At 46.9% G+C, this 14,099-nt stretch carries 14 protein-coding genes; 5 read left to right on the forward strand and 9 right to left on the reverse strand.

What is annotated here, in order from left to right; translation table 11 throughout:
* Positions 1 to 87 precede the first annotated feature (87 nt).
* The 8 genes from QMA04_RS01050 to QMA04_RS01085 all read right to left on the reverse strand — a co-directional run bounded on the left by QMA04_RS01050 (position 88) and on the right by QMA04_RS01085 (position 7,909).
* Positions 88 to 1,281: a thiolase family protein gene (locus QMA04_RS01050; RefSeq protein ID WP_191714675.1), complete on the reverse strand. Its 1,194-nt coding sequence runs from the start codon at positions 1,279 to 1,281 to the stop codon at positions 88 to 90.
* The gene (locus QMA04_RS01055) at positions 1,278 to 2,417 is read right to left on the reverse strand and encodes a muconate cycloisomerase family protein (RefSeq protein ID WP_290183658.1); all 1,140 of its coding nucleotides are present in this window, start codon (positions 2,415 to 2,417) and stop codon (positions 1,278 to 1,280) included. Before QMA04_RS01055 ends, QMA04_RS01050 begins: the two co-directional genes overlap by 4 nt.
* Positions 2,418 to 2,438: 21 nt before the next feature.
* Positions 2,439 to 3,080, reverse strand: a complete 642-nt coding sequence (locus QMA04_RS01060; RefSeq protein ID WP_191714677.1) for a 3-oxoacid CoA-transferase subunit B — start codon at positions 3,078 to 3,080, stop codon at positions 2,439 to 2,441.
* On the reverse strand, positions 3,077 to 3,763 hold the full coding sequence (locus tag QMA04_RS01065; RefSeq protein ID WP_191714678.1) for a CoA transferase subunit A: 687 nt from the start codon (positions 3,761 to 3,763) through the stop codon (positions 3,077 to 3,079). The genes QMA04_RS01060 and QMA04_RS01065 overlap by 4 nt, the downstream gene beginning before the upstream one ends.
* A gap of 21 nt (positions 3,764 to 3,784) precedes the next feature.
* On the reverse strand, positions 3,785 to 4,504 hold the full coding sequence (locus QMA04_RS01070; protein WP_290183659.1) for a carboxymuconolactone decarboxylase family protein: 720 nt from the start codon (positions 4,502 to 4,504) through the stop codon (positions 3,785 to 3,787).
* Positions 4,505 to 4,521: 17 nt separating this feature from the next.
* Positions 4,522 to 6,180: an SLC13 family permease gene (locus QMA04_RS01075; RefSeq protein WP_290183660.1), complete on the reverse strand. Its 1,659-nt coding sequence runs from the start codon at positions 6,178 to 6,180 to the stop codon at positions 4,522 to 4,524.
* A 42-nt stretch (positions 6,181 to 6,222) separates the two neighbouring features.
* Positions 6,223 to 7,056, reverse strand: coding sequence for an alpha/beta fold hydrolase (locus QMA04_RS01080; protein WP_290183661.1), 834 nt, complete (start codon positions 7,054 to 7,056; stop codon positions 6,223 to 6,225).
* Between the two features lie 85 nt (positions 7,057 to 7,141).
* Complete coding sequence (locus QMA04_RS01085; protein WP_290183662.1) at positions 7,142 to 7,909, reverse strand: dioxygenase family protein; 768 nt, start codon at positions 7,907 to 7,909, stop codon at positions 7,142 to 7,144.
* 173 nt (positions 7,910 to 8,082) lie between these two features.
* On the opposite strand from QMA04_RS01085, the gene QMA04_RS01090 reads away from it, so the two are divergent.
* The 3 genes from QMA04_RS01090 (at position 8,083) to pabB (ending at position 11,416) form a co-directional block, all read left to right on the forward strand.
* On the forward strand, positions 8,083 to 8,889 hold the full coding sequence (locus QMA04_RS01090; protein WP_290183663.1) for an IclR family transcriptional regulator domain-containing protein: 807 nt from the start codon (positions 8,083 to 8,085) through the stop codon (positions 8,887 to 8,889).
* 162 nt (positions 8,890 to 9,051) lie between these two features.
* Positions 9,052 to 9,678 (forward strand): anthranilate synthase component II, encoded by a 627-nt coding sequence (locus QMA04_RS01095; RefSeq protein ID WP_290183664.1) that lies wholly within the window; start codon positions 9,052 to 9,054, stop codon positions 9,676 to 9,678.
* Positions 9,653 to 11,416, forward strand: a complete 1,764-nt coding sequence (pabB, locus tag QMA04_RS01100; protein ID WP_290183665.1) for an aminodeoxychorismate synthase component I — start codon at positions 9,653 to 9,655, stop codon at positions 11,414 to 11,416. Before QMA04_RS01095 ends, pabB begins: the two co-directional genes overlap by 26 nt.
* Positions 11,417 to 11,465: 49 nt before the next feature.
* On the opposite strand, the gene QMA04_RS01105 is transcribed toward pabB, so the two are convergent.
* On the reverse strand, positions 11,466 to 12,503 hold the full coding sequence (locus QMA04_RS01105) for a PTS sugar transporter subunit IIC (RefSeq protein ID WP_290183666.1): 1,038 nt from the start codon (positions 12,501 to 12,503) through the stop codon (positions 11,466 to 11,468).
* Positions 12,504 to 12,680: 177 nt separating this feature from the next.
* Between QMA04_RS01105 and QMA04_RS01110 the strand changes: the two genes are divergently transcribed.
* A complete protein-coding gene (locus tag QMA04_RS01110; protein ID WP_356780734.1) occupies positions 12,681 to 13,442 on the forward strand; it encodes a GntR family transcriptional regulator in 762 nt (253 codons plus the stop codon).
* 218 nt (positions 13,443 to 13,660) lie between these two features.
* Positions 13,661 to 14,083, forward strand: a complete 423-nt coding sequence (gene phnG, locus QMA04_RS01115) for a phosphonate C-P lyase system protein PhnG (RefSeq protein ID WP_290183667.1) — start codon at positions 13,661 to 13,663, stop codon at positions 14,081 to 14,083.
* Positions 14,084 to 14,099: the final 16 nt, after the last annotated feature.

Raw genomic sequence — 14,099 nt, forward strand, 5'->3', positions numbered from 1 at the left:
ACAGATTAAACTATTAAATCAACTAACGATTCAGTTTATAAAAAGGCAGAAACCCGACTTCTCGGTATTTCTGCCTTTTTTCGTATTTTATACATTTACGTTCTCAATAATTGTAGCAATGCCCATGCCTCCAGCGATACACAACGTGACCAAACCATATTTCTTTCCGGTACGTTCCAGCTCATGTGTTAATTTCGTTAAGAGAATCGCGCCTGTTGCACCGATAGGGTGGCCCATCGCAATCGCACCGCCATTTGGATTGACCTTGTTGCGGTCCAGTCCTAGTTCATTGATACAGGCAACGGATTGGGAAGCAAAGGCTTCATTCAATTCGACGATATCGATGTCTTCCACCTTTAAGCCCGCTTGTTTCAAAGCCTTGAAACTTGCTTGAACGGGACCCATTCCCATCAGTTCAGGAGAACAGCCGACCGAGGCTTGGGCAAGAACGCGAGCTTTTGGCTGATAGCCACGCTTGGCAGCTTCATCTTCCGACATGACCAATAATGCTGCAGCTCCGTCATTCCGTCCGCTGGCATTTCCTGCGGTAACAGTACCGCCTTCTTTAAAGACGGGCTTTAAGAGCGATAATTTCTCTAGCGTAGTTTCACGTGGATGTTCATCCGTTTTGAACTCAATGGTTCCTTTTCTCGTTTTTACCGGATACGGTGCAATTTGCGCTTCAAAATATCCTTTTGAAATGGCATTCGCTGCTTTTTGCTGACTTTCCAAAGCGAATTCGTCTTGTTCCTGGCGGGAAATACCGTATTTTTCTGCAACATTCTCTGCCGTGATGCCCATGTTCAGTTCGCCGTAAGTTTCACGGGGCTGTGAACCCGGTTGGCTTGCCGTATTAGGATCTTTCAACAGGACATCTCCGGATTTCGTACCGAATCGCACACTGTTCACATAATAAGGAGCAGTGCTCATTGATTCGGCACCTCCGGCGATGATGATGTCGCTGTGGCCGGTCTGAATCTGCTGGGTTGCTGAGTTCAATGCCTGTACACCCGATCCGCATTGGCGGTGGATGGTATAGCCAGGCACTTCAATGGGGATGCCTGCGCGCAGCATGGAGACTCTCGCCAAGTTGGAAACATCCGCACTTTGCTTAGCCTGACCCAAAATGACTTCTTCAACTGCGGAAGGTTCGACTTGTGTCCGGCGAAGCAATTCTTCAATGACGTGGGAACCCAGAAAATCGACTGTCTCATTTCCGATGCCGCCGCCTAACTTGCCGATTGCCGTCCGGACTGAATCTACTATCACTACGTTTTTCAAATCGTCATCTCCGTTTCTGATTGGAACTTGCGTGCGTAATGCTTCACTTTTTCTTTGTCGATTTCCATTCCGAAACCCGGACCATCCGGAACAATCACTTCAAAGTTTTCAAAGCGGATATCGTTGAGCGTAAGGTTGTCTTTAAAAAGCAAAGGGCCGAATATTTCGGTTCCAAATTTCATTTCAGGAAGAGTGGCATATAATTGGGCACACATGGCTGTCCCGAGGCTTGATTCAATCATTGTGCCGCCATAGAGGCCAAGTCCAGCTGCTTCCGCAATGCCGGCTACTTTTTTCGTTTGCGTCAATCCGCCATGCTTGCAAGGCTTCAAAGCGATGGAATTTCCGGCGCGGTATTTGGCTATCCGGAAAACGTCCTGGATGCTGGTTGCCGCTTCATCTGCCATGATCGGCACTGTGAATTTAGAAGTCAAACGGGACATGCCTTCAAAGTCCCATGCCTGCAGTGGCTGTTCTACCATTGAAACACCGGCATCCTGCAGGGAAGCGATGCAGTAATTCGATGTATCCTCGTCCCACGCCTGATTGACGTCGACAGTCAAGCGTACCTGGTCTCCAAGTGCTTGCTTGATTTTCCGGACATGCTCCACGTTTTGGTATGGATCGCCTTTGCCGATTTTCAGCTTGAAGATGTTGTGCCGTTTCTTCTCTAGCATCTCTTTAGCTTCTTCGATATCCGTTTCCGTATTTCCGCTTGCCAGCGTCCAAGCAATGGGCAATGATTTATGAATTTGCCCGCCGAACAATTCAAAAGCAGGAATGTTTTTGGATTTGGCTGCCAAATCGACAATGGCACCTTCGACCAAGGCTTTCGCAAAGTAATTGCCGCGAACCAGTTTTGATACGTCGTTCATGATTTTATTAAAATGGATGGGGTTTTGCCCAAGTACCAGTGGTGTGATGTAAGCATCGATATTGGCTTTGATCGCTTCAGGGGTAGATTCTCCATAGGAAGCTCCACCGATTGTCGCAACTTCTGCCCAGCCTTCGCGTCCATCTTCGTCTGTAACACAGCCAAGCAGTATTGTTTGCGAGACAATGGTATGCATGGCTAATTGATGTGGACGGATCGTGGGAAGATCTACTATATAAACGTCAAACGAATGAATTTTCATGCGTATAAACCCTCTTTCTTTTTACTCAGTAAAAGCGGCTTCAGTTTTTTCGCGGACTTCTTCGATTGTCACGCCAGGCATCAGGTCAACTAACTTTAACTGGCCGTCTGTTACTTTGAATACCGCGAGTTCTGTAAAAATCATGTCAACTTGGCGCGTTGACGTAATTGGATAGGTGCATTTTTTCAATAGTTTGGAACTGCCGTCTTTGGATGTATGGCTCATCGTCACAAATACTTTTTTTGCACCGACCAGTAAATCCATTGCACCACCGACACCCATGATGTTCTTGCCAGGTACGGCCCAGTTGGCGATCACTCCGTTTTCGTCTGTCTGAAGAGCACCGAGAATGGCTACATCCACATGCCCGCCGCGAATCATGGCAAATGAATCCGAGCTGTTAAAAAAGGATGCGCCAACTGCTTCGCCGACCGGCATTTTGCCGGCGTTGACCAGGTTCGGATCGATTGCTTCATCGTCTACATCCGTTACTCCGAGCAACCCGTTTTCCGTGTGGAGGTAAATATTGTCCTCTGTCATATACTCCGCCACCAACGTCGGAATTCCGATTCCCAGATTGACGATGCACGGCCCTTCCAATTCCTGTGCCACGCGTTCGGCAATGGCATGCTGCATTTCTGATTTGTTTAGTTGGACAGTCATACAGTTACCACTCCTTCTTTCGTCAGCACTTGTTGGGCTTTGACGATTGTATCGATATAGATAAAGGGTGTTACCACTTCTTCCGGGTTCAATTCGCCCGCTTCAACGATTTCATCGACTTCCACAATGACGGTTTTCGCTGCGGTAGCCATTAACGGGTTGAAATTGCGTGCCGTTTTGTAATAAACCAAATTCCCCAGAGTGTCCGCTTTATGGGCGCGAATCAATGCAACGTCTGCACGAATCGCTTTTTCGAGAATATAAGAGATGCCGTCGATTTCGCGTTCTTCTTTGCCAATCGCCAAATCTGTGCCGACACCTGTCGTTGTATAGTAGCCACCAAGGCCAGCGCCGCCTGCGCGGAGTGATTCAGCAAGTGTGCCTTGTGGAAGCAGCTCCAATTCAATTTCGCCGTTCTGGTATTTATCGCCGACATCGCGGTTGCTGGTGAAATAAGAACCGATCCCTTTTTTGATTTTATTTTGATTCAGCAGAATCCCCAACCCTTTGCCTGACTCCCCCAGGTTATTGCTGACGATGGTCAATTCGTTGACATCACGTTCAGTCAAGCCGTCGATCAAGGTAAGCGGAGCTCCGATTAAGCCGAACCCTCCGACTAAAACCGTGTCTCCAGATTTGATGCAGTCCAGAGCTTGCGTAATATCTTGCTGTATTTTTGACATCTGTAATCCTCCATTCGGTGATTATTCGGTTGTTTTCAGTGAGTCACTCAATTCGAACCATGCGGGAATGCCGGCAGTCAAAATACAGATGTAGCCGATATCCGCCAGGTCCGCTTCCGATGCGCCGGCTATCCGCGCTTTCTCTATCCAAGGGCCAGCGCCTTTGCCGTTCAGTTCAACGATGAAGTTGCCTGCCATGTTCAAATGTTTTAAGCGGGAAGACAGCAGTCCATCTTGCAAAATTCGGGCTTGCACATCCTCGGCATTCCCTGAGAGGAGGAGTGCCAGAATTTCTTCCAGGTAAGTTGTGTCTTCGGCGTCGAGCCAGTCAATGATCAGCTTCAGTGAATCAGTCGCCAGTTCCGGAGCTTGTGCTGGCTGGACAGCCGATTTCCCCTGCAATTCAAGTGCATAGGAAACCGCTTCAAGTGCCAATTTCAAGGCGGCATCGCCTTTGTATAAATAGGAAGTCAGGAAAAACTCAACGAGCTCCGGTGTTGTGTATCCAAAGTCGATGGCTCCTTTTGTATGAAACAGCATGCTTCGGGAATACAAGCGGGCTGCGTTCATACTAGCGATCAGTGCATCCTTTTCCTGACGGGACAAAGCACCGTTCTGCATAATTTCACCGCGTATTCCTGTGTAGGTGTCCAAGACAGCTGGACTGTAATCGTGCATCTTCTGGACCCATCCAGGCACCTCATCGTACACTTCTTTGAAATAATCTAACGCTTTACTCATATTCTCACTCCTGTTTTTTATTTTAAACTGTCCGGATATTCGTGCTGGTTAATGCCGAATACGACAGGAAGGATGAAGTAGACAAATACAACAATCAGAATGAAAGCCAGTACCGTCAGTCCTGAGCCTTTTCTCAACATGTCAATCATCGTAATTTTTCCGGTCGCAAAGATGATGGCGTTGGATGGAGTACCAATCGGAAGCATGAACGCAAAACCGGCACCCATTGCAACAGCGGTCATCAATGGCAATGGATGGACATCGATCGCCAGGGCAAGTGCAGCAGTAATCGGTACAAGAATCGTTACTGTCGCCGTATTGGGCGTCACTTGCGTCATAGCGATGCCAAGCAAAGTCGTTACAGCGAGAATCAGCAGGTAGGAAGTGCCTTCAAGCAACAGCAATTGGCTGCCGATCCAAGAAGCCAGGTCCGTGCCATTAAAGCCGGATGCCAGTGCAAGACCGCCACCGACCAACAGCAGAACGCCCCAAGGCATATTTTTCAGTGAATCTCCATTTAGAATCCGTTCACCCGAATCGCCTGAGGCGGGAATCAAGTGAAGAAGAATGGCCGCAACCATTGCAATCATGGTGTCGCTCAAACCTGGAATAATGTCGCTCCAGATAAAGGTTCTTGTCATCCACATAAAAGCAGTAAAGCTGAAAATGGCTAAGACAATTTTTTCTTCGTAGCCCATTTTGCCAAGCTCTTTCTTGCGTTCAACGACAAATTGTTTGCCGTTTCTGATGTTTTTAACTTTCATCGGATAGGCGATTTTTGTAATATAGAAAATCGAAACGATCATCAACAATGTTACAAGTGGAAAGGCGAAAATGAAGAACTGTGCGAAAGAAATTTCAATACCGAGCAGTTCACTCGCTAATCCGGCAAGCACCAGGTTTGTAGGAGTTCCAATCAAAGTAGCACTGCCGCCGATCGTTCCGCCAAAACCGATGGCAAAAATAATGGACTTGGTGAATTTTGTTTCTTCTTCTTTCGTGTAGACGTCATCTTCTTTCATTAACGTGACGACTTTCGCGATAATGGCCAAGCCGATTGGAATCATCAGCATGACCGTAGCCATATTGGAAACCCACATCGACAGGAAGCCGGTTGCCAGCATAAAGCCGAGTACCAGGCCTGACGTGCTGGCGCCCACTGCGCTGATGATGGACAAAGCGATTCGTTCATGGAGATTCCAGCGTTCCAGCGCCAAAGCGAGAGCGAATCCGCCGATGAACAGGAAAATCAGGTTATCGCCATAGCTGGAAGCGACAACACCGGCTTCTACTGTCTGAAGCAAGGGAAGAAGCACCAGCGGCATCAAAGACGTAATTCCAAGCGGCATCGCTTCAAGAATCCACCAGACTGCCATCCAGGCAGTTACGGCCAATACTGCTCGGCCTTCTGTGCTGAGTCCGGGAAGAGGCAGTAAGAACAAAATCAGCAAAAATAAAGCGGGTCCTAAGAAAAGGCCGATTTTTTGAGACAGGTTATAGGATTTCTTTCGGAGAACTTTTTCGCTTCCCTTATCGATGGATTCATTCCCCGGAAACTCCGCGGCTGCCACCCCAGCACCGCCTGAATTTCGCAGCTCTGCCATTGTCAGCAGATCTTTCGTTTGCTTGTGTGATTTCCACATACTTTTGTTTAATGTCTTCAATGAAGATTTCATAGATGATTTCCCCCCATACACACCCCTTTGCAGGATGCTGTTCTACAATTTTTTCAGGAAGCTGTCGGCTGCCTGCAGAATCTCTTCGCGTTTTTCAAAAACCATAGTGTAATGGTTGGCGCCTGAAACGATGGTCTCGATCCGCTTCGTGTGTTTTTGTGTTTCTTCGTAATCTGACAGGTAAAATAGAGGCGGCATGGAGCCAATCTTTCCTTCTGCGTATACCAGCAGGACAGGGCACTCGATCTGCGGACATATTTCTGCTGGATCAAAAGAATAAAAACTGTCGAAATCCATCACGATGCGCGACTCAGTGGCTTTATTTTCCCAATGGCCATCCACGGGGCCGACTTCGTATTCCGCTGTCTCCCGCAATATGTCATTCCACTGAATTCCAAGATTCGCGTAAATCTTTTGGATTTCTTCCGTGTAATGCTGTTGAGAAGTGAATTCGCGGCTGATTCTACCAAGGGAAGGCTGGACAATTCCTCTTTGGTGTTCGGATGCCTTTGCAGCCCCGTCGAGCAAAATCAGCGCTTTGACTGATTGGAGCCTGCTGGCGACAATCGCTGAAATGAAAGCACCCATCGAATAGCCGAGCAAGATCGGATTGACGATCTTCAATTCTTCAATCAAGCCCAAAATATCATCAGCGTGCTTGAAGATGGAGGTGTCGGAATCCGCTGCCGCGCTGTTGCCGCGTCCGCGGAGATCTAACGAAATAAAACGATATTCGCCTTTAAACTGTTCGGCATAATAATGCATATTCTTGTGCGTCCCCGTTAATCCGTGTATCGCGATGATCGTTCCTTTTTCCCCTGGATAATCGGCTACTTGAATTTCGTTTCCATTGACTTCTATTTTAAAAAGTTCCACTTAAATCCACTCCAGTTTATATTTGTAAGCTTCTGTATTAAAAAGAAGCAGCTGCCAGAAAGATTCCAGCAGCTTTTTAATTGGCTTATTCAGTTCTCATGACAAAATTCAATGAGGCCTCTTTATGATCGCCATGGTCTTCAAGCTTCGTTAAAAGAGAAGAACGGACGCCGCCGGCAACATCTGTCTCGAGCCATTCATCGCCTTCGAAAAATACTTGCGTGATCAAGGTCTCGTGTCCTTCATGCTCGAACTTGATGTGGATATGGGCTGGACGGTAAGCGTGGTAGCCGGCTGCAAAAGTGAATTCACCCGTTGGGCCGCTTGTCGGGATCTGGTAAGGAATTGGTACGATTGAATGCACTTCAAAATCACCGTTCTCGTCTGTATGGAACTGGCCGCGCAAATTGAAGTCCGGCGCAGTTGAATCATAGTTTGAATACAAGCCATCTGCATCATCCTGCCACCATTCGACTTTCGTTTTTGCCAAAGGTCCGTTGATGGAGCTTACATTTCCGCGGAACGTCAATTTGTCGCCAGGTTCGTCTTCTCTCTGCGGCATCACAAACGGTGATTCCTCAAGAACAGGCGCTCCTTCTTCGTAATAAGGTCCAAGCAGAGAAGGTTCAGTTCCTGGAGAATTTTTGTATTTAGATTCCAGTACATGGGTTTCCACAAAAACATCAAGGAACAAAGGAATCTCTCCGCTGCGTCCTAAGCGATCGGCCCATTCAACGAATTTCGTGTATTCTTCATGATTGAATTGCTGCTCATCCAGGAAGTTTTTTAAATGCTTAACGAACCCTTCATAAGCTCCTAACACGCGTTCGTTTACTACTGTTTTTTCTGTCATCTTAAATTCCTCCTCATAATGGGATAGTATTTTAAGTGTGAAGACGAGAATGTAAACGCCTTCACAACTGGTGAAAAAATAAAATGCTTGCAAGTAAATGAAATAAATTGTACGATATACGTACAATGTATCGTTATGCGTACAATGTCATCTTAGCATAGGGGGTAGTGGTTTTGTCAATAAAAGAATCAGACAATTTTAAAAATAGTGGGGATTATATTCAGTCATTGGACCGGGGATTGCAGGTAATTCAAGCTTTTTCACAGCAAGACCGATCGCTTACTGTAAGTGGTGTTGCAAAGAAAACTGGCTTAAGCCGCCCGACGGCCCGCAGGATTCTGTTGACCTTGGAACATTTGGGATTTGCGGAATCAGAAAACAATGCATATTCACTGACAGCACGGACTTTGTCACTCGGCTATGCTTATCTATCATCGAATAACACATGGAGTTTGGCTCATCCCTTCATGAGAGAATTCGTTGCAAAGACAGAGGAATCGTGTTCGATTTCCATTTTGGACGGCACCGACGTTCTGTATGTCGCTCGGGTTTCGACGAAACGCATTATGTCCATCAATCTGGATGTCGGTTCACGTCTTCCAGCCTATGCCACTTCAATGGGGCATGTGCTTTTGGCTTATTTGGAGGAAGATGAATTGGAGAAATACATGGATGCCATTAATTTTGAACAGTATACAAGCAAGACGATTACGGATAAAGAGCAATTGCGTCAAGTTCTGGCTGAAGTGCGCGAGCGGGGCTGGGGAGGCGTAGATCAGCAGTTTGAAGAAGGTCTTCGTTCCATAGCAGTTCCTTTGCGCAATGAGACAGGAAAAGTCATTGCAGCAATCAATTGTTCCGCACATGCTGGCAGAACCTCAAAGGAAATGCTTCGCGAAGAATTTTTACCGATCCTTAAAGACAGCGCTGAAAAAATCAATCAGGCAATTGCGGCTACAAATACTGCAAATTTACTTTAACCAATGTGAAAAAAAACCGCTCTTGAGGCGGTTTTTTTTTTTGAATCATAAGGGATGAAAGTTGACATTCCTATGGATAAATTTCCATTCATACACGTGCACAGCGTATAATCAAAATAGCTGACCCATGCAAGTAAAGTGTAGAGTAAAGAGGTGCCATCCATGATCATCATCATCGATAACCAGGATTCATTCACCTATAACCTGGTCCATTATTTTGAGCAGCTGGATCAAAGCGTGCTTGTTTTTCAAAACGACGAATTGACTGCAAAGCAAATAGAAAAGTTGATGCCGGAACTGGTTGTGCTGTCCCCGGGTCCGGGCCGGCCAGTTGAACAAGGGGCAAGCCGGGAAGTGCTGACAGAATTGAGTGGAAAGATTCCGGTACTGGGCGTTTGCTTAGGGCATCAAACCATCATTGAACATTTCGGGGGGCGGATCGTCAAAGGGCACCAGCCTATGCACGGAAAAGTCTCTGTGCTGGTGCATTCGGGCAAAGGCATCTTCCAAGGCATTCCCAATCCAACGACCGTGACCCGCTACCATTCACTGGTTGCGGAAGAAGCTGCCTTGCCTGCCTGCCTGGAAGTGACAGGCCGTTCTGAAGATGGAGCTATTATGGCTGTCCGTCATCGAAAGCTGCCGATAGAAGGCATCCAGTTTCATCCGGAATCGATTCTGACGGTGGAGGGTTTCAATATGTTGAAAAACAGCTATGAATTGGCGAAACAGTGGAAAAAAGACAATAAGGGAGGTGACGGACATGCCAAACCCTTACCTATTGTATGAGTTCCGGAATGAAGATGGAGAGGTGGAACCACTTTTTTTCACCGACCCTCTGGAAGTTCTCGAAACTCATGTACTTGCCGAAGTGCCGGCAATCCTGGAAAAACTGGAGCAAGCGGTTAGCAAGGGATTTTATGCGGCCGGTTATGTGTCCTATGAAGCAGCACCTGCCTTTCAGGTAGAGATGCAGACACAGCCGGCAGGCGAAATGCCGCTAGTCTGGTTCGGGATTTTCAAAGAACCTCAAAAAGCAGCTGTTTCATCAGAAGAGCAGCAGCCATATAAAGTTTCAGAATGGAAAATGGCCAGCTCTTTGGAACATTATCAAAAAGGCATTCAGCAGATCAAACAGGCGATAGAAGAAGGCGATACCTACCAAGTGAATTATACAGAGCGTCTGTCCGCGGAATTTGCCGGCAACGATTTGGCATTCTACCGCCAGTTGGCCAGAAATCAGCAGGCGGATTACTGTGCTTATCTGAATCTTGGCAGGTTCCGGGTGCTTTCTGCGTCTCCGGAACTGTTCTTTAAAGTCCGAAATGGCCAGCTGACCGCCAAACCGATGAAAGGCACAGCGCCTAGGGGGCGTACGACCAAGGAAGACCAGGAACAGGTTGCGGCTTTGCTGGCTTCCAAGAAAGAGCAGGCCGAAAACCTGATGATCGTCGATTTGCTCCGCAACGATATGAGCCGGTTGGCCAAACGGGGATCAGTTAAAGCCGATCCGCTGTTTACGGTGGAAACCTATCCGACAGTCCATCAGCTGACTTCGACCATTGAAGCGCAGTTGGACAAAGAAACGACAGTTTTGGAATGGTTTCAGGCTTTATTTCCATGCGGTTCAATTACCGGTGCACCTAAAATCAGTACGATGAAGTACATCGCCGGATTGGAACAAACTCCGCGGGAAGTCTATTGCGGCGCAATCGGTTTCATTACGCCTGGTAAAGATGCTGTTTTTAACGTGCCGATCCGGACGGTCGTCATCGATCGGGAAAAAGGCATGGCCCGTTATGGGGTGGGCGGAGGAGTCACGTGGGACTCGACTTCTGAAGGGGAATACAAGGAATTGCAGACAAAAGCGGAAGTGCTGACCGCTAAACGGCCAGTCTTCAGCCTGCTTGAATCGCTGAAACTGGAGAATGGGAAGTACCCGTTGCTCGACTACCACTTGGCCCGTCTGCAGGATTCTGCAAATTATTTTCATTTCCCGGGAAATATTCAACAAGCTGAAAGTGAATTGATGAAACTCGCAGAAAAAAACCCGCAAGGCATTTACAAAGTCCGGCTGTTGCAAAATAAAGCAGGCAAACTAGAGCTGGAAGCGCAGGAAACTGCGGCCATTGGGCAGCCGGTTAAATGCGCACTTGCCCTTTCTTCAGTGGATAACAAAAATCCTTTCCTGTTCCATAAGACTACCCATCGCGAGGTATACAACAAGGCAAGCGATGGCTTGCCCATAGACGTATTTTCGGTTCTGTTATGGAATGAAAAGCAACAGCTGACGGAATTTACGATCGGCAACTTAGTGCTGGAAAAGAATGGCCGTTTTTTCACACCGCCGGTTTCCTGCGGGTTGCTGGCTGGTACGTTCAGGCAGCAGCTCTTGGATCAGCAGCGGATCGAAGAGAAAATTCTCGGTAAAAAAGACTTGGAAACTTGTGATGCCATCTGGCTGATCAACAGTGTGCGCGGCTGGCTGAAAGTAGAGTTGATAAACCAGCCTTCCGAGATCATTTAATTGAATCTGCAAAAAGCCCAACCGGATAGTTTCCGGCTGGGCTTTATTTTTATTCGAAATCGAGTTTGTAATCGGAGGCTTTGATCATTTTCAGCTTGCGTGAAAAGACGAACAGCAAACCGATGTTCAAAAGGATCGGCAAGACCAGGAAGGTGCTGACCATGACGGTGATATTGCGGCCGTTCCAGCCGCCTTCCGCAAGATTCATGTAATTCAATGGTCCAACAAGGCCGGACAATCCGAAACCGGCACTGTAAGGTGTGCCTTGTATGTTCAGGATTCCTGCGAGTGCACCGAGGACAGATGCTGTAATCAGCATGGGAATGGCAATCTGCGGTTTCATCAGAAAGTTTTTCATCTGAATCTTTGGAGATCCCAATACATGCGCGAGTGCTGTTCCCATGGAATTGGCTTTGTAGCTGGAAATGGCCAGTCCGACACCCGCTGCAACGATTCCAAGATTCGCAGCGCCTGCCCCGATGCCCGAAAGCATAATGACCGTGGCGACACCGACCGTTGAAATCGGCAGCAGGATAATGGTACAGAAAATCATCGCAATCAAGGCTCCCATCACTACCGGTTGCAGTGAGGTGATATGCGCAACTGCTGTTCCGATTATGCCCGTTGATTGTTTCATGAACGGCAGCAGCAGGTAACCGACCATTCCGGGAATGAGGATGCTCAAAGTAGGCATCAGGAGAATGGCGTAGGCCTTTAGTTTATCTCCGAGAAATTGGACAAACAAAACAGTTAAGGCCGCCGTGATTCCGATATTGATGACAATGCCGATGCCGTTCAAGGTCATGACGCCTTCAGCGGTCTTCTGAATGACGCCGCTGCCGACCATGGAAGCAATCCCGACACTGGCTGTCTGGATCGGCGTCAATTTAAACGTGATGCCGACCATGACGCCGATCAGAACAGGCAATAAACTCATGGTGAAAACCGTAATATCAAAAAGATGCTGCAGGGGAGGGAAATGGGGAATCAGTAATTTCAGTATTTCTCCTAATAATGCGTTTGGAATCAAAGCCACGACAATACCAATGCTCATTCCGTTCAATAACTTACTGATGAATTCTTTCATAGCTGCAGCTCCTGTCTAAGTTGTTTAAAATATGTTACTACTATAATGAATATTCTGAAATAAATCAACAAAAAGTTTGTTGCATTAACGCGTTGGTGCGCGAAAGTGTTTTGGGGATGGCAGCCTTGTAAAAAATAAGATAAAATCTGAATCGAAAAAAATTGGAAATAGCGTATAATGGCAGTGGAAATAGACAGGGGTCTGAAAAAAGGGGGACTTTATATTTCAGTTGATAAAGAAACACGAATTTTGGACGAACTGATGGGTAAAATTTCATCAAAGCAATTTAAGGCCGGTCAAAAATTGCCGTCGGAGAACGAATTGGCAAACCATTATGGAGTCCCGCGAATGACAGTACGTGCGGCACTGACAAAGCTGGAAGAACGTGGCCATATTTTCTCAAAGCAAGGAAAGGGACGTTTCTTAAAGAAAGAGTCTATTCAGATCCAACTGCATTTAACCGGAAAAGTGAGCTTTACGGAAAAAATGGAGCAGGCCGGCTATGATTTGGAAACGCGTCTTGCCGGCTGTGAAAAAATCGGATATGACGAAAGAATCTACCGTCTACTGGAATGCGACCCGGCTGACGATGTCTATAGGGTTTCAAGAATCCGCTTTATCGATAGGCAACCGATTGCTATACACAATTCCTATGTGAGTGAGAAAATGTTTCCTGAAATAGCAACTGAAGGACTCGGTATCCGTTCGATGTTCGCTTATTACAGGCAGCATGGGTATACCGAATTTGCTGGCAGCAAAACCTTCTTGAGCGTTGCATTTCCAACTTCGGCAGAACAACAGCTTTTGCAATGCAAAAGCATGGTTCCGCTCTTGATGGTGGAAAACGACTGCATCGATGAAGCAACTGGAAAAGTGCTGGAGCATAGCAAAATTCTGTATCGCAGCGATAAATTTAAATACGACATCACCATGGATTAAAACAGGCAAAGGAGCACGCATCCTTTGCCTGTTTTTTGTTTAGGAAAAAATGTAACTTCGAGTTCTTCATTTATTTTCCAGACTCCGGCAAATCTGCATAGGTGCTTCCGCTTTTCTTCCCTCATTGTGAAGGGTATTTACATAAGCTTTACGAGAGCTTAAAACACAGCCACTTGGCGACAAGTTACGATGAAATCACAGACAAGGAGGCAGAGATTATGAAAAGACGCAGAAGAACAGAAATACTCATTCAAGGAGATGGGCGTTTGGCAACCAAATTGGCAGACAGCATTGCAGAGAAGTACGAATGCCGTGAAGTTACTGCGCCCGAGCAAGGAATGATTATGGTCAAAATGAGGGAGTCAGCAAAAAACTCCTTGTTTTATATGGGAGAAGTCCTGATAACAGAAGCGAAAGTAGAGGTTTCAGGAAAAATCGGAACGGGCTTGCTGGTAGGCATGGATGAACAGCGCGCAAGGGATTTGGCGGTCATTGACGCTGCTTATAAAGCCCAGTTACCGGAAGCATCTGAATGGGAATCTCTGCTTTTGGCAGAAGAACAGCAAATCATTAGAGGCAAAGCACAGCAGCAAGCAGAGCTTTTCGAAACGAAAGTCAGCTTTGAAACGATGGAAGTTTGAGAAAAAATTAACTGAG

The sequence above is a fragment of the Planococcus sp. APC 3900 genome (assembly GCF_030407735.1).
In the GTDB taxonomy this organism is placed as follows: Bacteria; Bacillota; Bacilli; order Bacillales_A; family Planococcaceae; genus Planococcus; species Planococcus notacanthi.